This window comes from Microbulbifer sp. ABF4_107 (genome assembly GCF_056312215.1).
Genome location: NZ_CM149983.1, coordinates 1,759,751 through 1,782,584, shown reverse-complemented (window position 1 = coordinate 1,782,584; position 22,834 = coordinate 1,759,751). Strand labels below are relative to the sequence as shown.

Below are 22,834 nucleotides of genomic sequence, written 5' to 3'. Positions count from 1 at the left end.
TTTTATACGAATAACATGCGCTGTGAGTGTATGGAAATAGCCGCAAAGCGGAAAGACTTTTTGGAGAAATACATTGTTGCATTTGGGGATAGACCTCGGAACCACATTCACGGTAGCGGCCTTCGTCAACGACCGTGGCCAGCCGACCCTGTTTCCGGATTTCCACGATGCCAATGAATTCCGCACACCCAGTGTGGTGCATCTTGGGGAGGAGGGGTGTCTGGTGGGCACGCCGGTGGAAGAAATTCTGGAAGATGAACCGGGGTTACCTCACGCGCGTTTTTTCAAACTGGATATGGAGGCGAATCGGCCAGTTTTTACTGATAGCGATAAACGGGAGTGGTATCCACAGGCACTCTCGGCGCTTGTGTTAAAGAAAGTCCTCAAGGATGTCGATGCGTTTGCCCACGAAGATATCGGTGGTGTACTGATTGCTGTGCCTGCCAATTTCAACGATGCACAGCGTCGGGCAACCAAGCTCGCCGCGCAGATGGCAGGCATCTCGCAAGTAAAGTTGATTGAAGAGCCTGTGGCGGCGGCTACTTTTTATGGAGTGCATCAGGTCGGCGGAGAGCAGACCCTGTTCGTATATGATCTGGGCGGTGGCACTTTTGATGCCACGGTACTGCAGTCTTCCGAGGGTGGGCTTTACGCGCTGTCGACCCAGGGCAGTAATCGCCTTGGTGGTAAGCACATCGATGAGCGCATCGTACGGTTTATTGTCGAAGAGTTTGAGCGTCAGCACGGGTTCAAACCGGACGATCCCGTGTCGCTGCAAACCCTACGCCGTTTCGCCAATGAGGCAAAACACACCCTGGCTAAACCGGGTAAAGGCCGTGTCAACAAAACACTGGTTCTCGGAGGTCGCACGCTGGAATTTATTCTGACAAAAGATCGCTTCAACCAGCTCATCGACGATTTTGTCGATGACACTCTGGCGGTGTGTAACAGGGCATTACAGGCTTCGGGTATGGATTGGGGCTTTATCGATACCGTGCTTCTTACCGGTGGATCATCACTGCTACCTCTGGTGTTGGATAAGGTCGCGCGAGCGAGTGGCAAGGCACGTGACCAGCTGGTGTGCAAGCAACCCCATCAGGCGGTTGCCTACGGCACGGCCATTCTGGCCCAGCAGACCTTCGGCCATTCAACTGGAAAAGCACTACAGTCCATCTGTTCCTATGATCTGGGAATCCGGACCCTCGGGCGTGATGGCGAGCCGATGGTAAAAGTATTGATCGAACAGAACTCCGCGGTTCCCGCCAGTGCAGTCACCACCTTTTATACCAGCCGTGACGACCAGACCCGCATGATCATCGAGGCGGTGCAAAAACGCGGTGAGGGTGAGTCCGCGGAAGAAAAGAGTCTGGGGTATTTTGCGTTCGGCCCTATCGAAAATCCGCGCAAGAAATATCCGGTTGAAATTGAAATGTGCTATGACCTGGAAGGGATAGTGACCATCACCGCGAGGGATCCGGAAACCGGACGGGAAATTCGCCAGGTCATGGATGAAGAATCCGAAGCGTTGGATCGCGCGCTGCTCGAACAGGAGGGTTGGCTGCAAAAGCTGGATGTCAATAGTTAAAGCGTGGAAGCCAGATTGATACAGGGGCGAATTGAGAGCATTGCCGTATCCCGGGTGGGGCACGTACGTGAGCACAATGAAGATGCGGTGTTCAACGATGATGAGCTCGGCTTGTGGCTCGTCGCGGATGGTATGGGCGGACACGCTGCGGGTGAAGTGGCGAGCCAATTGGCGGTGGATACGGTGGCGCAGGACATGATGGCGGGGGATGACCTGCGCCTGGCGGTGCAGCGTGCCCACGTGGTAATTAAAGCCGCCGCTCGCGATAACCCCGCTCAGTCGGGTATGGGTACCACGCTTGTTGCGGTACAGCGATGCCGGCGTGGATTCCGGCTGATTTGGAGCGGCGATAGCCGTGTTTATGCCTGGCACGGGAAGAGGCGACTGCGACAACTGACCCGGGATCATTCCTTTGTGGAGGATCTGATTGAGCGTGGGGTTCTGAGTGAAGAGGAGGCCCAGAGTCACCCGAAAAAAAATCTGATCAATCAGGCCCTGGGCTTGGTGGAGCTACCGCATCTGAATCCGGGTGAATCCTACTATCGACCGAGCTCCAGGGGTGGGCTAATGCTTTGTTCGGATGGTGTCAGCGATATGCTCAGCCCCGGTGAGCTGAGTGATATATTGACGTCGGGTGGCAATCTACAGGAAACCGCAGCAGCGCTCACGCGTGCGATCGAAGGCACCAGTGCAACAGATAATTTCAGTTTTGTTCTGTTGGCACACCCCGCACCAGGCCTGAAAGGTCTGCTTCAGCAATGGCTCGGGCGCTAGCTCCAGCCTGCGAATTATTAATTTAGATACTTTTTTCATGGTGCAGACCCTTTCAGTATTTCAGTAAAACCGGGTACTTCAGATATTCCTGGTCGTAGTAAGGGCTGCGCTGATAGAAAAAAGCAAGCCTGGCGGAGGGGTTCTCGGCGAAGGTTTTGTCCTGTAAGCGCTTCTCAAAGGTGCTTCTCAGATCGGCATCCTGCGCCAGCATTTTTTCTGCTAAGGGAATGAGTGCGTAGGGTTCCGCGTACTCGGTACGCTGGAAAATCTGGTTGAAGAATCCCCATTGGAAAAAGGAGTCAGGGCCACGAGGGTCCAGGAGCGCAGTGGCAAGCTTTCCCAGTGGCTGGTTGGTGGATACCTCAAGGTAATCATCAACCGGCCGTTGAATGCGTTCTTGCGAGAACTTGGCATCGACACGGAAGTGGCCTTCAAACGGGGCCTTGCCAAATTCGTGAGCTTCAGCAGTGAACTGTGTAAGCGGGAGTGGTCCACCCTTGGCATCGGAAACTTCGATGCCGTGCGCTTTCAGGCGCTCGATGACGAGCTTTTCATGGCGGGGGATGTAAAAGGCTTCCGGTACGCGCACTTCTACGGCTTTAACGTCGTCTCTGAATACCGGTAATCCCAGATAATCTCTGGCTTTGCCGAGCCAGACCACACTTTCTTTGCCGCTGATGGGATTCTGTTTTTTCTCGTAGGCCATGCCTTTGAAGGGCTTTTCAGCATAGACGCTGAGGTCTGGTGTCTTGTTGGCACTCCAGGCAAGAACCTGGGTCTGTGGGCGCTGCTGCTGATCTTCCGCGATGGCCGCGCGCAGTGCATTGCCGTGCTCCGCGAGTGAGGCGAGGCTCGCCTTGATCAGTTCATAGGTGCCCAGCACACGCTGACGATACGGCTTCAGTGAGTGGTTTTCCACCAGCACGGTGGGTGTGTGACGGAGGTCGCCGAGTCCGTTGGAGTAGCGGGGGCTGGCGGTCCAGTGGCTGATGCCCTCGGCGAATTCATCGCTGTTTACGCCGAAAACCAGCGGGCCGGGAATGTGCCCGGCTTTAGTGAGTGCACTGTCCACGTTGTGCTGAAAAGTCTGTTCGAGCCAGCGGGCAATCTTCGGCGAATCGCTGGCAAAGGAGCCGTTGTAGCCATAGGTGATGTCGTACTGGTAGTCCTCACCATCTGTGACGTGGATGTCCAGGTAGAGTTCTGGCTTGTACTGGTTGATCACGTCCATCACCGCGCGCAGTTCTGGTGTGTCCAGTTTGGCGTAGTCGCGGTTCAGGTTGAGGTTGTTGCGGTTGGTGCGCCAGCCCGCGTTGTGTGGCCCGCGCTGGTTCATTCGGGTGTAGGGGCCGGCGCGCTCGTGTCCGTCGACATTCAAGATCGGGATGATCAGCAGGTTGACCTTGCTGATAAGCGCTTTCAGCGATTTGTCACCGCCGATATAGTCTCGCAGCAGCATAAAGCTGGCGTCTTTGCCGTCAATCTCACCGGAGTGGATACCCGCCTGGGCCAGCAGGGTAGGCTTGCCGTTGGTTTTCGCGTCGCTGCCACCTTCCGTCACGGTAATCAGCTGGATTTTGCGGCCGCTGTTGGCGGCACCGATATCGCTTACCTGAATATCGTCACTGGCCGCCGCCAGTCGATTGGCAAAGGCTCGGGTTACTTTGTAATCGGGGGTGGTTTTGAAGTCGCTGGCTTCCGCTGGGGTCACCCAGTCGCCTTTCTGCTGGACGAGCTTTTCCGATGCACCCTTCCAGGGAAGCAGTTCCGGGAGTGGGGCGGTCAGTTCATTGGACGCCACAGCAGTGCTGCTGGCCAGGGCCAACCCCACAATAAACCGGCACAGGTGTGAGCATACGCGGTGGCGGAAGGCGGGCGTGCGATGAATGGACGTCAGGGACATTCGGGGGCTCCACGGTGTAGGTAGGATCTATCTTTATTAACGGGCCGCACTCAGGGTAGCTGCCAGCCAAATCGCTCAATCAATGTCATAAGACAGCCTCTGGGTGGTGCCACAATCTCGAGGCGCTCACTGGACTCAGGGTGCTGTATGGACAACCGATAGGCATGCAGCAAGAGTCTTGCACATTGCAGCTCTTCTGCGAAGAAGCGGTTGTGGGTGGATTTGCCGTATTTCGGGCAGCCGATTAGCGGGTGCGACAAGTGCTTGAAGTGACGACGAATCTGGTGGCGGCGGCCCGTCTTCAGTTCCACTTCCACCAGGGAATAACGGCTGCTGGGGTAGCGGTCGACGGAGTAGGGGAGCTCCACAGTGCCGAGACGCCGGAAATGGGTAATCGCATCCTGGCGGGGTAGATCGCTTTTTGGCCGTTTGCGCTGGTGCTTGAAGTCCGCCACCGGCGGCAGTGGGTGGTCGATGACACCGCTTTCCGGGCAATAGCCGCGACAGATGGCGAGGTACTGTTTGATCGAGGAGTCACTGTCCAGTTGCCCCTGCAGTTTGGCGGCTGCCTCTCTGCTTTTGCCAAACACGATCACACCGGACGTTGGTTTGTCCAGCCGGTGCACCGGGTACAGGTGCACACCGACCAGATCCCGCAGGTACTGTAGCAGGATGCGGTCTTCATGCTTGTCGATATCCGAGCGGTGCACCAGCCAGCCCTCCGGTTTGTAGGCGGCGATAAGATGGTCGTCTTCAAAAAGTAACTCTGGTGTCATTTGCGAGGCGCTGCTCGGCTGAAAACGGAATGGAATTATAAAGTGTGTCTTAGCGAGAAACACGCAGAGAGCTGAGCAGGATTGCGAAAATTTCCGGAAGAGTATTGATACGGGGCTAAAGCCAATAAAGCCAATAAAGCCAATATGGTTACCACCAAATTTTTACTGTTGATGAATACATCAACAGGAGACATGAAATGCAGTTGCGGAGCAAGCCTAGCCATTAGTGATCAAAAGTCTGACAGAAGTTGCGTCGGCCTTTGTTTTACCGGGGGGCGGGAGAAGCTGGACACAACAATATTCGCTGGCGATTCAGTTGGCAAAATGATCTTTCTGAACACATTTTTGACGGCGATTCTATATTTCTGCAGCATAACTTGTGTAGCATGTTGGCGACTTGCGGTACACGTTTTTAATACGGCGTACCAAGTAGCAATTGTTGTTGGTTTTCTGACCATATTTTTACAAGGAAGTGATGATGTTGATTGATAGGCTATCGAGCCTCCTAAAGTGGTTTCCGGTGTTTTTTGTTGCTGTTTTTACTTTTCTGGTGACTGCCTGTGTACCGGATAGCGATACACTGGATGAAATTGAGGCATTCTCCGAGCGCACAGAGACACTGCTGGAGAAGGATCGAGCACTGACGGATGAGTATGGAGCGCTGGTCGAAGAGCTTTCCCGCACTGTGAGTGAAACCGGTAGTGCCAAAGCCGCAGTAGAGTCGGGCGTGTACGACAAGTTGGCGGGAAACATGGATAGTGCACTGGCACTGGCCACTCAATATCAGCAGGAACTTGAGTCGCTGTTTGCGCAGCTGGATCAGGATTCGCCGTGCTACCACCCGGAAATTGCCGATAACCTGAAGACGGCGATCGCCGAAAAGCGCCAGATTGCGAGTGCATTGCGCCAGCTGAAGGGTGCAGACTTGGAAGAGGGCGGCGCGATTATTGTTGCACTCAATGCTACCCCAAAATCCTTTGCGGCCGGCATGAGCAATATGGTGGAGATGTTCAAGGTCTGTAAAGTGCCAGCGGCGATGGGGATGACAAAGTCCGAGCTCAACGAGCATTCGAAATCCGCGGAGAGTAGTGATTCAGAAAGCGGCGATTTTGATCATCGGTCTGCGGGCGATCTGACAGTAGAAAAGTACACAAAATCGAAGAGTGTACTTCCATTGAAACCCATTTGGATCAATCGACTTTTGCCAACCGATGTTGAAGGTATCTCGGATCTGGAGGGCGTCCAATTGAGTGATGGGGTGACGATTAATGAGGGGCTCGAGGTGGTATTGCCTGAGCCGTATCGCAGTGATCTCACCAAGCCCTTTACCTTTCGTATTACCGGTACGGTGGCCGATAAGTACAGCGAGTACCAGTTGGCGGTGGATGTAACCCGCGTCGGTTACACACCGGTGACGTCATTAAATTTTGATAATGCGGGTCTCGCCAAATGTATTGATAGCATTGCCTCGGACAAGGGTTTCCGTTTTGTGGAGGAGATCGAGAAGATTTCATGCACAGCCCATGAAGAATCTCCTCTTGCGTTAACGGAGCTATTCCAGCTTACGAATCTGACGGATATTGAGATAAACAATTTCAATATGGTGGATATGGCTAAGGCACCATTACCAAAGAGTGTTTCCGAACTGAAGTTTACCGGTGGGACCTTGGATGGGCTGCCGAAATTTACCAATATTCATGGTCGCCTGCTTCTATGGGGCGCAAAAGTTGAAGATTGGTCACAACTTTCCAAGGTGGCTGTAGAGAAAGTGTTTGTGGATGAGCGGGCAGCAGACTGCGATTTGGTGCGCTCATGGGATGAGGAACGTTCCGACCTGGTGGTGACTCACCATGGGTTGGATGCTGGGGAAAAGGTGGCGCGCATGATGCGCATGGAAGATGAGGATAATGTTACTGGCGTTGTTTCAGGGTGCACGCTGTAGCTTAGTGGTCCATGCGGAAAGTTGTGTAACTGTTCGCTTCGCCAAAGTGTCCAGCTCTGCGTTAAGAAAGCTTGAAATAGAACCACTATTCCTGCGCTTTCTCGCCTTGATCTGAACACTTTGGCTGTGCTCCTTAGTTACCGAACTTTCCGCATGGACCACTAGCTTCGGAAGCGCGCAGCCCGGGCAATCCGGTTGCGCAAAACCCGCTGTTACGCAAAGGCGGCGCCCATACCCGGGCCAAGTCCGCCGACCGCTTTGACAGCAAGCAACAAACCAGAAAAGCAGCGCGGGAGTGGGACAGCTCCCGCAGCTGTTGATGGAAGTTCGGGCACACAGAGTCACTGCTCGTACGCTATTCTCGCCGGTAATTCACGAATACAATATTGGTACGTTTATTCGCTGGCTAGCTCGATGTCCTATCCCCTCCGCCCTCTCACCGAATACTTCCGCCGCTGTTATCGGGCGGACAGCTATGACCTCGCCCTGTCCAATATCACCAAGTTGCCCGCAAACCGCAGGATGTATCTCGACGGTGAGGATGCGCTCGGGTGTGGCGATCTGCATCGTATTCCTGTGGTCGGGCAGGCGGCGGAGCAGCTCGCTGCACTGGCGGACAGCTATCGCCGGGAGCGCCGCCTGGTGTACGGGACCTTTTTGATTTCTGGCAGTGTGGCGAATGCGACCGGGCTCAGCCGACAGCGCAAAATTTGCGCGCCGCTGATCTATGTGCCGGTTGCTTTCATTACGGATGAAGACCTCTTTATTGAAGCGGATGCGAGTGATGCGAGGATCAATCTGCCCCTGCTGCGCAATCTGTTGAAGCCGGATGTGGATGCATCTGCGATAGATCAATTTCCGCAGGTGCAGTGGCCCATGACGAGCAGCCTGATCACGGCAATCGGCCAGTGGCTGAAACGCTATAGCGTGCTCGGTGACCTTGAGGAACTGGGGCGCTGGCCCAAATTACAGGGAGAGGATGTGCTGAAGCGCAGACTTTCCGGGAGTGCGCTGAAGATCAGTTCGGCAACTTGTCTGGTACTTGCCGATCGCTCTCGCGGTGTGCGGGGAGTATTGCACGAGCTTGCCGCTCTGGCTGAGGCTGACCGACACTCCAATCCGGTTGTTGAGCTTCTGGGTCAAACACCATCCACTGTGAAATCTCGATCCAAGACGCGATCGGTCAGCACGCCAATGTCATTGCCGGTCCTGCTGTCTGAAACACAAGCGCATGCACTCGAGAGTGCAGCAAAAAGTACGTTGAGCCTCGTATCCGGGCCGCCAGGAACGGGAAAGAGCTACACCATCGCGGCTATGGCTATCGACCGGGTGCTACAGGGCGAGTCTGTACTGATTGTTTCGAAAACCCGGCATGCTGTGGACGTTGTCGGACAGAAGTTAGCCGATACCTTTGGCTTGCAGGCGGGTGTTGTGAGTGCGGGTAGCGAAGGTCTTTCTCGTGGGTTGAAATCGCACTTGGATAGCTTGCTGAAAGAGGGGTTGCCGGCAGATGAGAGTTCTCTGGCAGAGGTGCAACAAAATCTGGCGAACCGTCGCAGACAGCTGGACCGGGTCGAGCGCCAGTTTGTGCGTTCACTGCAGATGTCTGCGGTGCCGCGCCCAAAGGGCTTGCTGGGTTTGTGGCGAAGATTTTCCGGAAAAATAGCGCGTGCGTGTACCGGGGCAAAATCTGAAATTGCGCCGCTATGGGATCTTCAGAAAACAATAGGTGAAAGCCGGAGACAGTTTGAAACTGCTGCCAAAGCATACTTGAACACCGCACGTAATGAATGCCTGGCACATTTGCTCGAAACAAAGCGGTCTACTTTGTCGTTGTTCAACCAGGCGCTCCGTTCGCGGACCTCCAAACGGCAGGCGGAGCGGTTTGCAGCGCTGGATTTCAGCGCGGTTCTGGAGGCATACCCGATCTGGCTGGTGTGTTTGGATGAGGTAAGCGATACCTTGCCGAACATCCCGGATATGTTTGATCTGGTGATCTTTGACGAAGCCACCCAGTGCGACATTGCCAGTGCGTTGCCAGCTCTGCAGCGGGGCCAGCGCGCGGTGATCGTCGGTGATGGAAAGCAGTTGCGACATGTTTCATTTTTATCGCGAAAAATGCAGGCGGGCATCTGGAACGATGTTATGGAAGAAAGCGGCGGTCCACCTTCCAAATTCAGTTATCGGGAGCACTCACTGCTGGATCTCGCTTCCGATGTGATCGGGAAGCAGTCAGCGATTTCTATGCTCGATGAACATTATCGCAGCAAGCCCGATCTGATCAGCTTCAGTAATGCGCGCTTCTATGGTGGCCGCCTAAAAATCATGCAGTCGCGCCCTGGCGCGTTAGATGATGCAGGCCTGTCTTTTCGTCTGGTCGACGGTGTGCGCAGTGCCAGTGGTAGAAACTCTCGGGAGCGTGATGAGGTTGTGACAGAATTGCGCGCACACCTGAATCAATACGCGCATTTACCCACAATGCCATCGGTGGGGGTGTTGTCTCCGTTTCGGGACCAGGCAGAGTATTTGGATACGGAAATTCGCAAGGCATTTAGTGCGCAGGAAATATCTCGAATGTCCCTGCGGGTTGCCACCCCATACGGCTTTCAGGGGGAGGAGCGAGATTTCATGCTGTTGTCGATTGCCATAGACCCGGTGAGCGCGCGTGCGGGAGCCTATTTGAATCGGCCGGATATGTTTAATGTGGCTGTTACCCGCGCGCGGAAACGGCAGCTGATTATTCGCTCTATCGAGAAAGGCGCTCTGAGCGATGGTAATTTATTCGCGCACTATCTTGCCCATGATCATCGGAATGATCACGCGGGAGCGAGTCAGGGTGCTTGTGGGTTCGCCGCGGAAGTGCGCGAGGTTCTGGAGGAGCAGGGGGTTCAATGCTGGGTTGGTTATACCGTGGCCGGACAGGTCGTCGACGTGCTGTGTGAGCGCGATGGTCAATATTTTGGTATCGACCTGACAGGGTACCCCGGTACTTTCTGTGATTACCTGGACCTGTCCATATACCACGCCTTGCATCGGGCTGGAGTGCCACTTTTCCCGTTGCCACATAGTCAATGGCAGTCGGATCGTGAGCGATGTCTGGAGTTAATACACGGTTTTCTGAACAGGAATAACCCCTGTGTCACCGAACAGCCGTCGCTCGAAGCGGAGTCCGCTATCCGCCGGTGAGCGGAGTGTTGCGATCTGTACCATGGTGCTGCTTGTCTGCGCAGTCACCCTTGGTCAGCATCTTGGCTTTGCAATTCCCGTGTTTGCCTGAGAATATCCGGCAACGCTTTTTCGTCGGCGTCGAGGACGTCGAGGATGGCCACCAATAAGTCGGCGGAGAACATGCACTTGCTGACTTTGCTGCGCAGGTTTTCCGGGGTGACGGCGATGCCTTTGTTGGAAAGGGCGCTGGCAAGATCGTTGTAGCGCACGCCTTTCAGGGCCATGGCGGCGCGGACGTAGCGGGCGATGGCCTGCTTGTAGGGGCTCAGGGCGCGGTGGTTTTCGAGGCTTTGCTTCTGGTCCATGGTACTCTCTCTATTTGTTACGCATGATAGCCGTATGTGGTTTATTTGCAACAAAAGTGCCCGATACCCGTTGACCATCAAAAATTTACTGTTATATTTGTGACTCATATTCCACATGTGCAAGGGAGTTGAAATGACCTGGAACAACGAAAACCTGCGCCAATTGGCCGAAAATCACCCCGACTGGGTGGTCGAGGCGGAGGGCGACTGTCTGAGCGTCTCTAACGATGAGGGTGTAGATGCCTTTATTTATGTAGGCGAGCGGCAGATTGTGGTGGAGAGCATCCTGTTCCCCGTCAGCCAGGTAGAAGACGAAGCGGCCCTGAACCGGCTGATCCTGCAGACACACCAGCTGGTACCGCTGACCACCGTGGCGATAAAGAGCATTGGTGGCAATGACTATTACGTAGCCTTTGGTGCACTTTCTGTGTCCAGCAAAGACGAAGTGGTGATCGAAGAGGTGGAAACCCTGTTTGGCAATGTGGGCGATTTCCTGGACCTGTATTCCGCGCAATTTGAATTGGAGGGTGTAGCATGAGCCTGAGTAAAATCTGGACCGCACTGCGCGGCGCTGTAAACGAAGGTACTGAAGCGATTGCTGACAGCCAGTCTCTGCGTATCCTCGATCAGGAACTGCGCGAAGCGAAAAGTGAGCTGAAAGCCTGTGACGAAAACCTGACCAAGATCATGGCCAAGCGCAAGCTGGCGGAGAACAAGGCCAAGGCGCTGCAGGCGGATGTAGACAACTACACCAACCACGCCATTGCCGCGAGCGAGAAGGGCGACGAGGCGCTGGCCATTGAGTGTGCCGAGCGTGTTGCCGAGCTGGAAACCCAGCTGGAAACCGAACAGAGCATTCTGCAGGGCTTCAAAAGTTCCGAAATCACGCTGAAGAGCAATATCTCCAAGGCGAAGGCCAATGTGCGTCGCATGGAGCAGCAGATCGATCAGATCAAAGCGACGGAATCTGTGCAGAAGGCCCAGGTTGCGGTTTCCAGCCGCCATATGGGTGCCAACAGCAAAGTGAAAACTGCGCTGGACAGCATGGAGCGCATCAAGGCCAAGCAGCAGCAACGCGCTGCAGAGCTGGAAGCGGCGGAAGAGCTGGCTACCGAAGAAAGTGGCTCCAGCCTGGACGCCAAGCTGAAGTCCGCGGGCATCACCCCGGGCGGACAGGTTAGCGGTAGCGATAAACTGGCACAGCTGCTGGCTAAACGCACCCAGGCCTAAACCATGTTGATCTATAAAGTGCGACGCCTTTTGGCGTCGCTTTTTATTAGGGCCAGTATCACCACCGTTCTCGTGACCACCGCAACCTATGTGATCGGCAGTTATCTGCTGTTGTCACTGGCAGGCGAGGCGGACATTGTCGCACCGGAAAACTTCTTCTATTGGCTGGTGGTTACCGCGTCCACCGTGGGTTACGGGGATTTTTCTCCCACAACTGTGTGGGGCAAAGTGGCCGTAAGCCTGTGGGTGATTCCCCTCGGACTCAGCCTGTTTGCGATGATCGTAACCCGGGTGGGCTTTGGTGTGACTGAATTTATCCAGCGGGGCAAAAAGGGGCTGCGCAATATGAACCATGAAAACCATACGGTAATTATCGGTTGGAACGGTACCCGTACTCTGCGCCTGATCGAATTACTGCTGTCAAAAACCAATGGCGATGCTGCGGAAGTGGTGTTGTGTGTTGAGGCGGAAATCGAAAACCCGCTGCCTGGCCGTATCGACTTTGTCAAAGTCGATTCGTTCTCGCACCGGGAGAGTATGCTGCGCGCGAGCCTGGACAAGGCGGCCCGTATCATCATCGATAACCCGCTGGATGACGTCACCCTGACGACCGCATTGTTCTGCGACAAAGTCAGCCCCCACAGCCATAAAACCGCGTATTTCCAAGATGAAAACGTGGGTGATTTGTTGCGTGCACACTGTCCGAATATCGAATGTATTCCTTCTGTGGCGGTTGAACTGCTGGCAAAGTCCTCCCTCGATCCCGGTTCCGCGCGCCTGCATCGGCAGCTGCTGGACAGTACCTATGGAATGACCCAGTACAGCGTGGAGTATCAGGGCGAGCAGGCGATTCCCTTCGGCGCTTTGTTCGATCATTTCAAGCACGCGCTCTCTGCGACGTTGCTTGGTGTACGTCGAGCCGGCGAGCAAAAAATTGAAATCAACCCGGCATTGAGTGCGCATGTCGAGGCGGGGGATACCGTCTACTACATCGCCGATCAGCGCCTGCCGGCGAACCGGTGTTTTGATGTGAAAGTAGCGGACAAGGAAGGCCAGGACGCATGTTTGGCAAACTGATTGATAAATTCAAAAAGCCCGAAGTGAAGCCGCAAACCCCGGAAATCATGGGGTTGCGCCTCGGTGCCAGTTTCGAGATCGATCCACTGGCGATTCGCCTGATTCTCGACGAGCTGACCATCGAATCCTTCGAGCCTACCCAGATCATCAAGGCCGCCGGCGTGGTGGACCTGGATGGAACCTGGGTGTACCGCTTCTATACCGACGACGATGCCTGGCTGCAGGTGGTCGCGGAAGGCGGCCAGCGCGATGAGCATGTGGTGGATGTGAAACTGTTTCACTTCTACGACACCCGCGACATCGCGACAGACGCTACGTGGAAAAACCTGCTGGATAAAGAGATCGGCGCGGGCACCTATGCACTGGATGGCCGAGACTACCAGCGCGTATGGACCTCCACCGGCGACTACCACAACCCGGTGCACATGGCGGAGACCACCTACGACGAAGATGGTGCACATTCCAGCACCGATCAATTCACCATGCTGTTCGAGCGTCCACTGACCGACGAACGCACAGAATCTCTGTTTCTTTCCGCAGAAGAAAAACTGGAGGCCGGGGGTTACCTCAGCCGTTGCCTGGTACTGAGTACCGGCATTTCCCTTACACCATCGCAAATTACCATTCACGGATAACAAGGAACCTCACCGATGGAACAAAACTACGATTTACTGACAGGCATCCTGCACTTTGCTGCCTATTTTGGCATCTCGCTGGTACTGCTGATTGCCTTCAAGTTCCTGTATGCGCTGGTGACCCCGCAAGATGAATGGAAACTGATTCGCGAAGACAAGAACACCGCGGCAGCCATCGGCTTTGGCGGTGCGATTCTCGGTTTTGCCATTGCCCTCGGCGGTGCGGCAAGTAACTCCGTATCCCTGGTGGATTTTGCTACCTGGGCGTTCATTGCGCTGATTGCACAGCTGCTGGCTTTTGCGATTATCCGTTTCCTGTTTATGCCGCGCATTGTTTCCCGCATTGAAGACGGTGAAATCAGTGCGGGCGTCATGCTCGCTGCGACCACGATTTCCGTTGGTGTTCTGAACGCCGCCTGCATGTCCTACTGAGTGGGGAGCTGGTTATGAAATCGATCAAACGTTCCAAGACAATCAATCTGGAAAACCTGCGTAAAAACCCGGGGCGCAACTTTGTCCTGCGGCCATTGGCGCTGGGTATTGTTGCGGCGCTCATGGGCTGTAGCTCCAAAGAAGAGGTCAAAGTGGTGGCGTCGGTGCAGGATTGCGTCGACAAGACCGAGCTGGACCAGGAGCAGTGCGAGGCGGCCTATCAGCAGGCACTGCGCGAAGCGGAGCGCACCGGGCCGAAATACGACTCTCGCCATATGTGCGAGACCGAGTTCGGCAATTGCCGCCAGTCTGGCAGCTTCTGGTTGCCGCTGATGACCGGCTTTATGGTCGGTCAGATGCTGGATAGCCGCGACCGCAACTATTACTACAACCCGGTTTACCGCTATACCAACCCGTACTCCAATCATTACGACCGACTGATGACGTCAGATGGCAGTGTGATTGGCCGATCCGGCAAGGTGAATTACACCGTGCCGAACTCCGCTACCAAGCCCAAACCCACGGTAACCAAAACGGTTTCCCGCGGTGGCTTCGGTTCTGTTGCGTCTGCCAAGTCCAGCTGGGGCGGCGGGCGTTCCGGGGGCTGGGGAGGCTGATTCTTGCTGCGTATGCCCATCAAACCGCGCCCGCACTGGAAAGAGCGGGCACGGGAGTTCGGATTTGGCTTTCACACCATGTATGGGGAACCCTACTGGGATGAGAGCGCCTACTACCAGTTTTCCCTCGAGCAGATAGAGCGGGATCTGGAAGATCCCACCGAAGAAATTCATCAAATGTGCCTGGAAGTGGTGGCGCGGGTGCTGGCCGACGACGCGCTGATGCGCCGTTTCTGCATTCCGGAGCGCCACTGGGACTTCGTGCGCAGCTCCTGGGAGAACGGTGATCCCAGCCTGTATTCCCGCCTGGATTTCGCCTATACCGGCAAAGGCCCGGCCAAACTCTACGAAAACAACGCCGACACACCCACCAGCCTGTTTGAGACCGGTTTCTGGCAGTGGTTGTGGCTGCAGGACAACGTGGATAGCGGCGCGCTGCCGCGACAGTCGGATCAGTTCAACAGCTTGCAGGAAAAGCTGGTCAATCGCTTCAAGGATTTGCAGTTTCTGACCCCTGGCCGCGCGCTGCACCTTGCCTGTTGCAAGGGCACCGAAGAAGACCGCGGAACCTTGCAGTACCTGCAGGACTGCGCGCGCGAGGCGGGCATCGATGAGCACTTTGTATTTGTCGAAGACATCGGGCGCGATGCGGCGGGGCAGTTTACCGATCTTCAGGATCGGGTGATCACCTGGATGTTCAAACTCTACCCCTGGGAATTTATGTTCCGGGAGGAGTTTGGCGAGTATCTGGGGGGCAACAATATCCGCTGGCTGGAACCGCCGTGGAAATCGATCCTCTCCAACAAGGCGCTGTTACCCATGCTGTGGCGACTGTTCCCCGGGCACCCGAACCTGTTGCCGGCGTTTTTTGAAGACGAGCTGGAAAAGGCGGCCGAGCACGATTCGCTGGTAAAGAAACCGATCTTCTCCCGCGAAGGTGCGAATATTTCCCTGGTAGAGGGGGCGTCGCTCAAGGGCGGCGGCGACCCATCGGCAGAGGCGCTTTCGGACGGGCCCTATGGGGAAGAGGGGTATATCTATCAGGCCATGTATCCGCTACCGAAGTTCGGCGACAACTACACCCTGATCGGTAGCTGGCTGATTGATGACGAGGCTGCCGGTATTTCCCTGCGGGAAGACAGCGGTCTGATCACCCTGGATTCCAGCCGCTATTTACCGCACGTTATTCTTTAGAAACGGCCCGCTTCCGTCTTCTACTAAGACTTCTCGCTTAGGGCCACTGTTCCAGTGGCCCTAAATACACCCAGCGCTTTTTGTACAGCTTGAACTGTGAGATTTCATGGAGCGCCCGCTCTTCCCCCCCGTCGTGAAACCACGCCCGAAATTCCACGATCGACGACTTTAAACCCTTTTTGTATTTGATAACCTCAAGCCTTGCCCACTGCGTGTTCAGGTCACCGTTGTTGAGCTCCGGGCAGGTGTCCGGGTGCCAGCTCTTTTTCAGGTAAGGGATATTGCCGGTGACATAGGCGCTGTAGCGGCTGCGCATCAGGGCTTCTGCGTTGTTGGGGTAGGTCTGGCCGGACAGGTACAGCCCGCAGCACTGATCGATGGGTTTGCCGGTACCACAGGGGCAGGTGGTGGACATCAGGGCCTCGCAGTCTACGCAAATGGTCGCGCATCATAGCAGCTGGGACCGAGACTGGCAGGTCTTCGCCGGCAAGTTAAGGTGGAGGATATCTGCGCCAGACCTGCTAGGCTGAATGGAGAGGCCCGCGTTCGGGTCTGCTCCCCGGTGTGGCCGTGGTTTGGTGCCGCCGGAATGAATTGACCGAGGGTTCCCCTATGAATCGCAGCTACCCATGGGTATTTGGCTGTTTGATACTTGCGTGTCTATCGCCCAATTCTGTTGTCGCACAGAGTGATTCAGAGGGGGGCGAAAGTGTGGGGCAGCCCGGGGGAGGGCAGAGCCCTTACCTGAGCTTTTGCCAGGAGCGCTTCTATGACGAGGATGACGGAATTATTTACTGCAACTGGTCGGTAAATTTCCACTACGCGTGCCTTGCGCCTTATCCGTCCAGAATTCCGCGACAGGCGGGGTCGCTGATTTCCAAGCCCGAAGTGGTCGGTGAATGCGATAACGGAGAGCCGATTATCAAAATTCTACATTACTGACCGCTTAAGCCGAGCCGGGCGCATCAGCGAGCAGTGTCGAGATCTTTTGCTCCAGTTGATCGTAGGTAAACGGCTTCTTGATGCAGTCGAGAATGCCGTCGGCGAGAATTTCCTGCACCTTGCTTTCCACGCTGTAACCGGTGGATAGTATGGCTTTTATGTCCGGGTTGATGCGTTTCAATTCTGCGAACAACTGTTGTCCGTCCATCTGCGGCATGATCATATCCAGTAGCACCAGCTCTATGTCCTCGTAGTGCTTTTGGTAAAATCCAATGGCTTCGGCGGCGGTGGCGAATGTGTCTACCTGGTGGCCGTGCATCTCGAAAAGAGTTTTGGAATAGCTGCGCACGATGATTTCGTCGTCGACCACCATCATACGAATAGAGCGCGCACAGGGCCCGACGCTACGGCCACTTTGCTGTTTACTGCAATCATTGATAATCGGTAGATAGAGATCAAAACAACTGCCTTTGCCTACTTCTGAGCGGCATTGAATGGCGCCTTTATGCAGGTGCGTGGTGCCGTATACCGCTGCAAGCCCAAGGCCCGCGCCGCGTCCACATGCCTTGGTGGTAAAAAAGGGCTCGAAAATGCGCTGGCGGATCTCCTCTGTCATCCCCAAACCACTATCTCTGACAGTGATTTGCAGGTATTGGCCGGGTTCCAGCTGGAAATCCGAAATTGCGATGGGCTCGGTGACTGTAATATTGCTGGTGCTGAACACCAGCTGGCCGCCTGCGGGCATTGCATCCTTGGCGTTGATACCCAGGTTCAGCAGCGCACTCTTCAATTGGGCCGAATCGCCTTTTACATGTGGCAGTGCCGCGCGCAACTGCTGCCGTACCACAATGCGGCGGTCGATGGTGCGCTCCAGCATGGAACAAACATCGCGCACGATATCGTGTGTGTTGCAGTCGTGTAGCTGATAGGAACCCTTGCGGGCAAAGGTGAGGAGTTGCTTGGTGAGTTCGGCTGCATGGTGGGCGGTGGTCAGAATCTGGGTCGCATATTCGGATATTTTTGCATCGTAGGTCGTCTGCTTGATGACCTCGGCGAATCCGGCGATGCCGTGCACCATATTGTTGAAGTCGTGGGCGATACCTCCCGCGAGTTCACCAATGGCCTGCATCTTCTGTGCCTGGCGCAACTCCTCTTCGAGCAGGCGTTGCTTGGTAATGTCAGTTCCGATACTGAGCACGCCGATGGCTTCGCCGCTGTCATCGGTCAGAATTTTGTTGGTCCATGCAATCCAGACACGGGTGCCGTCTTTGGTGACATTCTCGTTGACGTTGTAGCGGTGTTCTTCGGGATGGTTGCAGATGTGGTCCATCAGCGGGCGAAGATCACGGCCAGTGGTTTCGTTCTCGGGAACGATGGTGCCGACCACATGCTTGCCGATGATTTCTTCTTCCGAGTAATCGAAAAAGCGCTGCGCGTACTCATTGAAGAAGGTGACGATTCCGTTGCGGTCCCAGCGGAGAATGATCGAGTTCGCGTGCTCTACCAGCTCTCGATAGCGCTCTTCGCTTTTGCGCAGCGCTTCATATACCTCATGGGAATCCCGGTGGTCGGTTCGAGGTTCTGATTCGGCAGGTGCGCGCAGCGCGACTCCTGTTTTTACTGTGGTTTCCATTTGTCCTTCCTGGAACCTGGGAACGTTTTTCGATTGCAACACGGCTCAACAGAATTGTCTAGTAAACGGACAATTCCGATCGCGGTGGAATCTCCGGTTGCTGCCAGCATCACATTGTTGTTGAATCCGATGGGGCTGTGAGAAATTTGATAATAGTTTCCTAACAACAGATCAGGGGGTAGGAAAGGGCATGCGCTTATTATGGGGATCGGTAACAAGATCGGTGCAGCGATGGCATCGCCTGACAGTGGCGATCGGTGGCGCAGTAGTGGTTGCCGCGCTAACCGGCTGTGGCGGAGACAAGGAAAAAAGCTCTGACAGCCCGGATTTCGCCCGTCAGGGGGACTTTCCCAGCACCTATTCGGCAGATAAGGCGGCGCCCGTACTGATTCGCGGGGCGACGGTTTTGACCGGCACCGGCGAAAAGTTGCTCAGTGCGGATGTGCTTCTCAAGGACGGCAAGATTGCGGCGGTTGGCGAAAAGCTGAAGGCCCCGAAGAAGGGCCTGGTCGTGGAGGGCGCAGGCAAGTGGGTGACGCCCGGTATCATCGATGTGCATTCCCACCTGGGAGATTACCCGGCGCCCTCGATTGAGTCCTCTCAGGACGGCAATGAAATGACCGCACCCAATACAGCGCAAGTATGGGCAGAACATTCCGTTTGGACCCAGGACCCACAGTTCGCGCTGGCCCTGGCGGGCGGGGTGACCACACTGCAAATCCTCCCGGGCTCTGCCAATCTGTTTGGCGGCCGTGGTGTGACACTTAAAAACGTACCCGGGCGCAGTGTGCAGGACATGAAATTTCCCGGCGCTCCCTACGGCCTGAAAATGGCCTGTGGGGAAAACCCCAAGCGTGTGTACGGCGGCAAGGGCAGCTTGCCATCCACGAGAATGGGTAATGTCGCCGGTTATCGGCAGGCATGGATCGACGCTAGCGCCTACAAAAAGAAGTGGGAGAACTACCACAGTAATGGTGGTGATGCACCGGACCGGGATCTGAAAATGGAAACCCTTGCCGGTGTGCTAAACGGTGAGATCCTGGTGCATAACCACTGCTACCGGGGTGAAGAAATGGCCATCATGATGGACATCGCGCGCGAGTTTGACTTCAAGATCTCCACTTTCCACCATGCGGTGGAGGCCTACAAAGTGGCCGACCTTCTGGCCGAAAACAATGTGTGTGCAGCCATGTGGGCAGACTGGTGGGGGTTCAAACACGAAGCGTTTGACATGACGGAGGCGAATATCGCCATCGTCGACCAGGCCAAGGCCTGTGCCATGATTCACTCGGATTCTGCGGTGGGTATTCAGCATCTTAATGAAGAAACCGCAAAAGCGATGGTGGCAGGTCAAAGGGCGGGCTTTGAAATTCAACCTCGCCACGCCGTTACCTGGATGACCCGCAACCCGGCGCGCGCGCTGGGCATTGAGGAGGTCACGGGAACCCTGGAAAAGGGCAAGATGGCGGATGTGGTAGTGTGGTCTGCAGACCCTTTCAGTGTCTACGCCAAGGCGGAGCAGGTGTTTATCGATGGCGTGCTGATGTTTGACCGCAGTAACCCCGAGCGGCAACCGCACAGCGATTTTGAATTGGGTATTCTGAACGCAGACGGCGAACGCCTGCCGGACGGAGGAGAGCGCTAATGGGAATTTCGAATACGCTCAAAGCCGGGGTAAAAATCACCCTGTTTTCCCTGCTCGGGTTTGCGGTTGCTGTGCACAGTGAAAGTATCCTGATCAAGGATGCCCGAATTGTGACCCTCGGTGATCAGGGAACCCTCGAGAATGGTGATCTGCTGGTTCGTGACGGCAAGATTGTGCAGGTTGCTGACGACCTCGGCGATATCACCGCTGACCTGATTATCGATGGCCGGGGAAAGGTGGTCACGCCGGGGTTGATCGCGCCCAGCAGTGAGCTGGGACTGACCGAAATCGGCGCGGCCGCTTCGACCAACGATGGTGCTGCTACCGAACAGTCCATTGGGGCTGCCTTTAATCCGCTGGTCGCGTTCAATCCTCATTCCACATTGATCCCGTTCAACCGCGCCGGTGGCCTGACGCGCGCCGTAGTGCTGCCATCGAGTGAGGACAGAATCTTTGCCGGACAGGGTTTTGCCATCAAGCTCACCGGCGATTTCGATAGCGTGACAGATCAGAACCTGGTGCAAAAGGTGTACTTTGGCGAGTACGGGGCACAGTTGTCCGGCGGCAGCCGGGCAATGGCCTACGCTCAGCTGGAGAGCGCACTGGAGCAGGCAAAAGAGTATTCAGATAATCGCGATCAGGTGCGCCGTGGGCAATGGCGCGAGCTCGACTTCGCAATGGACGACCTGGAGGCACTGCAGCCGGTGCTGCGTGGCGAGCAGCCCCTGCTGATCAGCGCGGACCGCGCCAGTGACATACTGCAGGTTCTGGCGCTGGCGAATAAATTCCAGATTCGGCCAATTATTATCGGTGGCGCAGAAGGGTGGATGGTCGCTGGTCAGCTGGCCGGGGCCCGCGTTCCGGTGGTGGTGGATGTGTTGGGCAATACGCCGGATGCCTTTGAGAAGCTGGGCGCGCGGATGGATAATGCCGCGCTTCTGCACAAGGCTGGCGTCACCGTTGCGATTAGTGGCCCTGGATACGCGGGTTCTCACAACAGCTACCTGTCGCGGCAAGCGGCAGGTAACGCGGTTGCCTACGGCTTGCCGTTTGAAGAGGGGGTACGCGCGGTAACTGCCAATGTTGCCACGATTTTTGGCCTCGATGGGGGTGTGTTAGCCCCGGGTGGTGTTGCGGAACTGGTGCTGTGGAGTGGTGATCCCCTGGAAGTCACAAGCTTTGCCGAACTGGTGCTGATCGATGGCAAACCCCAGTCTCTCGTCAATCGTTCCACGCGGTTGCGGGATCGTTACTTACACCCCAAAGCGGGTACCGGACATGGATATAAAAACTGATGATTAGTGTAGAAATTACCGCGCTCTATGGCGGACTGTGTGCATTACTGGTGATTGCGCTGGCGTTTAACGTGGTGAAGTTCCGCCGTGGCAAAAAGGTCGGTATCGGCACCGGTGGCGATAAAGAGGGGGCGGTGTTAGTCCGGGCTCACGCCAACGCGATTGAGTACATTCCCCTGGCGCTTATCCTGTTGCTGGTAGCGGAGATCAACGGGGTTTCCGCTGTGTGGTTGCACTGTCTTGGTGGCGCACTGGTTTTTGCGCGGATTCTGCACGCGATCGGCCTGATTGGTGGAAAAGGTGGCTATCACCCGGGGCGTTTTATCGGCACTTCGCTGACCTGGTTGGTGATCATCATTCTGGCGGTGATCGATATCGCGTCAGTCTTCTGATCCCGCTTGAGCTTAAGGCCGGCTTGCAGGCAAAAAAAAGCCCGGCAAGCCGGGCATAGTACAGGGATGGAAACCAGAATATTGGTATCCAGGGGGGATTACTGATTTGCCGCCAGCGGTGTGACGTTTTCATCGCTGGACTGCTCGTCCTGCTCTTCGGCGGCGAGCAGTTCTTCCGGCTTGCCTTTACAGGCCTTGGCCAGGACTTCGCGGCGCTTGGCCAGCATCAGGCCAATTTCTTCGCTGGCTTCTTCTGAAACGCCCTCAATATTGCGCTCGATCAGAGCGGTGATGTTGGCAGCGAGTTCCAGCATCTTGTCGTGTTCTTCGGCATCTTTCTTGTTATCGAACATGGCTCCGTCTCTATCGCATTTCCAAACGGCTACTACCGCCATATTGGGCCTCCTGAGGTCTTGGTATTGTGGTTATGTGTTGTTGATGTGGATGGATGTACAGTATCTGTATGGATATTCAGTGTCAACTGCAAAAACACCACATTCCGCGCCAGTGTACGCGCTGAGGGCCGGTTAGGGCTAGCTGAGGAGGGGGAGGCTAGAAGCCGCCACCATTGTCGAGCCACTCCTGTTCCGCCGGGGTGGACTCTCTGCCAAGTGCCTGGTTGCGGTGTGGATACCGCCCGAATTCCCGAATGACCTTCTGGTGGGCGACGGCAAACCGGTGGTAGCCCGCCGCCGCCTCGGCTTCCTCGGTCGTGACGCCGGCGATATCCGGTGCAAAATCCCGTTGCAGCTGGTCGAAATAGGCCACCGACTGGTCCTGAACCTCTGCGAGCTCAGAGTGCTCGAGTGGCATGCCCGCAAACGCGCGCTGGTGGAGACCCAGGTGCTTGTGGGTGTTGTCGCGGACCATGCTTTGAGCGATGTCCAGCGCCAGCGCATCACCGGCAAACGCCTTGGCTGACCCGCGATAGATATTCCGGCTGAACTGGTCGCACAGCAGGATCAAACCCAACTGTCCGCCCTGTGCGTTCCGCCAGGTGTCCAGATGCCCGGAAATCGCCCGGTCGACACTGGTGGCGAAGCGGCTGCGAATCTCCTCGTCAAACTGGTCACTGCGCTGAAACCAGCGTGCGCGCAGGTCCTCCGCCGGGTTTGCGTTCAGGTTTGTGGTGCCAAACCAGAATTCGAGTACCTCTGCAGGCGTGACCGTTTCGGGGCTCATAGCTTGCTCCTTCAAATATTTTGTGTGGATTGCATCCAAAGTGCTTG

General features: G+C 55.7%; 22 protein-coding genes. 15 read left to right on the top strand and 7 right to left on the bottom strand.

The window, feature by feature from the left end; all coding sequences use genetic code 11:
- Positions 1–73: 73 nt before the first annotated feature.
- On the top strand, positions 74–1,585 hold the full coding sequence (locus tag ACYX4K_RS07350; RefSeq protein WP_475092777.1) for an Hsp70 family protein: 1,512 nt from the start codon (positions 74–76) through the stop codon (positions 1,583–1,585).
- Positions 1,586–1,588: 3 nt separating this feature from the next.
- Entirely contained in the window at positions 1,589–2,359 is a 771-nt protein-coding gene (locus ACYX4K_RS07345) for a PP2C family protein-serine/threonine phosphatase (protein ID WP_475092778.1), read from the top strand.
- 52 nt (positions 2,360–2,411) lie between these two features.
- Here the strand turns inward: ACYX4K_RS07345 and ACYX4K_RS07340 are convergent, their stop codons facing one another.
- Both ACYX4K_RS07340 and ACYX4K_RS07335 read right to left on the bottom strand, forming a co-directional pair.
- A complete protein-coding gene (locus ACYX4K_RS07340; protein ID WP_475092779.1) occupies positions 2,412–4,262 on the bottom strand; it encodes a M14 family metallopeptidase in 1,851 nt (616 codons plus the stop codon).
- Positions 4,263–4,312: 50 nt separating this feature from the next.
- The gene (locus ACYX4K_RS07335; RefSeq protein ID WP_475092780.1) at positions 4,313–5,038 is read right to left on the bottom strand and encodes a pseudouridine synthase; all 726 of its coding nucleotides are present in this window, start codon (positions 5,036–5,038) and stop codon (positions 4,313–4,315) included.
- 144 nt (positions 5,039–5,182) lie between these two features.
- Between ACYX4K_RS07335 and ACYX4K_RS07330 the strand changes: the two genes are divergently transcribed.
- From ACYX4K_RS07330 to ACYX4K_RS07320, 3 genes are all read left to right on the top strand, one after another.
- Complete coding sequence (locus tag ACYX4K_RS07330; RefSeq protein ID WP_476178804.1) at positions 5,183–5,527, top strand: hypothetical protein; 345 nt, start codon at positions 5,183–5,185, stop codon at positions 5,525–5,527.
- Positions 5,517–6,980 (top strand): hypothetical protein, encoded by a 1,464-nt coding sequence (locus tag ACYX4K_RS07325; protein ID WP_475092781.1) that lies wholly within the window; start codon positions 5,517–5,519, stop codon positions 6,978–6,980. Before ACYX4K_RS07330 ends, ACYX4K_RS07325 begins: the two co-directional genes overlap by 11 nt.
- Positions 6,981–7,175: 195 nt before the next feature.
- A complete protein-coding gene (locus ACYX4K_RS07320; RefSeq protein ID WP_476178803.1) occupies positions 7,176–10,166 on the top strand; it encodes a DEAD/DEAH box helicase in 2,991 nt (996 codons plus the stop codon).
- A gap of 44 nt (positions 10,167–10,210) precedes the next feature.
- On the opposite strand, the gene ACYX4K_RS07315 is transcribed toward ACYX4K_RS07320, so the two are convergent.
- Complete coding sequence (locus tag ACYX4K_RS07315) at positions 10,211–10,513, bottom strand: DUF6471 domain-containing protein (RefSeq protein ID WP_475092783.1); 303 nt, start codon at positions 10,511–10,513, stop codon at positions 10,211–10,213.
- A gap of 133 nt (positions 10,514–10,646) precedes the next feature.
- Between ACYX4K_RS07315 and ACYX4K_RS07310 the strand changes: the two genes are divergently transcribed.
- The 7 genes from ACYX4K_RS07310 (at position 10,647) to ACYX4K_RS07280 (ending at position 15,698) form a co-directional block, all read left to right on the top strand.
- A complete protein-coding gene (locus ACYX4K_RS07310; RefSeq protein ID WP_475092784.1) occupies positions 10,647–11,051 on the top strand; it encodes a DUF2170 family protein in 405 nt (134 codons plus the stop codon).
- Positions 11,048–11,743 (top strand): PspA/IM30 family protein, encoded by a 696-nt coding sequence (locus ACYX4K_RS07305; RefSeq protein ID WP_475092785.1) that lies wholly within the window; start codon positions 11,048–11,050, stop codon positions 11,741–11,743. The genes ACYX4K_RS07310 and ACYX4K_RS07305 overlap by 4 nt, the downstream gene beginning before the upstream one ends.
- 72 nt (positions 11,744–11,815) lie before the next feature.
- A complete protein-coding gene (locus ACYX4K_RS07300) occupies positions 11,816–12,820 on the top strand; it encodes a potassium channel family protein (protein ID WP_476178802.1) in 1,005 nt (334 codons plus the stop codon).
- Positions 12,805–13,455 carry a YjfK family protein gene (locus ACYX4K_RS07295; RefSeq protein WP_475092787.1) on the top strand — a complete coding sequence of 217 codons (651 nt, stop codon included), beginning with the start codon at positions 12,805–12,807 and terminating at the stop codon, positions 13,453–13,455. The genes ACYX4K_RS07300 and ACYX4K_RS07295 overlap by 16 nt, the downstream gene beginning before the upstream one ends.
- Positions 13,456–13,470: 15 nt before the next feature.
- Positions 13,471–13,887, top strand: a complete 417-nt coding sequence (locus ACYX4K_RS07290) for a DUF350 domain-containing protein (RefSeq protein ID WP_475092788.1) — start codon at positions 13,471–13,473, stop codon at positions 13,885–13,887.
- A 14-nt stretch (positions 13,888–13,901) separates the two neighbouring features.
- Complete coding sequence (locus ACYX4K_RS07285) at positions 13,902–14,504, top strand: DUF1190 domain-containing protein (RefSeq protein WP_475092789.1); 603 nt, start codon at positions 13,902–13,904, stop codon at positions 14,502–14,504.
- A 12-nt stretch (positions 14,505–14,516) separates the two neighbouring features.
- Positions 14,517–15,698 carry a glutathionylspermidine synthase family protein gene (locus ACYX4K_RS07280; protein WP_475093941.1) on the top strand — a complete coding sequence of 394 codons (1,182 nt, stop codon included), beginning with the start codon at positions 14,517–14,519 and terminating at the stop codon, positions 15,696–15,698.
- A gap of 37 nt (positions 15,699–15,735) precedes the next feature.
- Here the strand turns inward: ACYX4K_RS07280 and ACYX4K_RS07275 are convergent, their stop codons facing one another.
- Positions 15,736–16,113 carry a YchJ family protein gene (locus ACYX4K_RS07275; protein ID WP_475092790.1) on the bottom strand — a complete coding sequence of 126 codons (378 nt, stop codon included), beginning with the start codon at positions 16,111–16,113 and terminating at the stop codon, positions 15,736–15,738.
- 531 nt (positions 16,114–16,644) lie between these two features.
- Positions 16,645–18,273 carry a hybrid sensor histidine kinase/response regulator gene (locus ACYX4K_RS07270; protein ID WP_475092791.1) on the bottom strand — a complete coding sequence of 543 codons (1,629 nt, stop codon included), beginning with the start codon at positions 18,271–18,273 and terminating at the stop codon, positions 16,645–16,647.
- A 223-nt stretch (positions 18,274–18,496) separates the two neighbouring features.
- Here ACYX4K_RS07270 and ACYX4K_RS07265 point away from each other — a divergent pair, with 223 nt between their 5' ends.
- The 3 genes from ACYX4K_RS07265 to ACYX4K_RS07255 are packed head-to-tail and all read left to right on the top strand — an operon-like array spanning position 18,497 to position 21,605.
- Positions 18,497–19,918, top strand: coding sequence for an amidohydrolase (locus tag ACYX4K_RS07265; RefSeq protein ID WP_475092792.1), 1,422 nt, complete (start codon positions 18,497–18,499; stop codon positions 19,916–19,918).
- A complete protein-coding gene (locus ACYX4K_RS07260) occupies positions 19,918–21,213 on the top strand; it encodes an amidohydrolase family protein (RefSeq protein WP_475092793.1) in 1,296 nt (431 codons plus the stop codon). The genes ACYX4K_RS07265 and ACYX4K_RS07260 overlap by 1 nt, the downstream gene beginning before the upstream one ends.
- Entirely contained in the window at positions 21,213–21,605 is a 393-nt protein-coding gene (locus ACYX4K_RS07255) for an MAPEG family protein (protein WP_475092794.1), read from the top strand. The genes ACYX4K_RS07260 and ACYX4K_RS07255 overlap by 1 nt, the downstream gene beginning before the upstream one ends.
- Before the next feature lie 98 nt (positions 21,606–21,703).
- On the opposite strand, the gene ACYX4K_RS07250 is transcribed toward ACYX4K_RS07255, so the two are convergent.
- Positions 21,704–22,000, bottom strand: a complete 297-nt coding sequence (locus ACYX4K_RS07250; protein ID WP_475092795.1) for a YebG family protein — start codon at positions 21,998–22,000, stop codon at positions 21,704–21,706.
- A gap of 157 nt (positions 22,001–22,157) precedes the next feature.
- The gene (locus tag ACYX4K_RS07245; protein ID WP_475092796.1) at positions 22,158–22,787 is read right to left on the bottom strand and encodes a DUF924 family protein; all 630 of its coding nucleotides are present in this window, start codon (positions 22,785–22,787) and stop codon (positions 22,158–22,160) included.
- Positions 22,788–22,834: the final 47 nt, after the last annotated feature.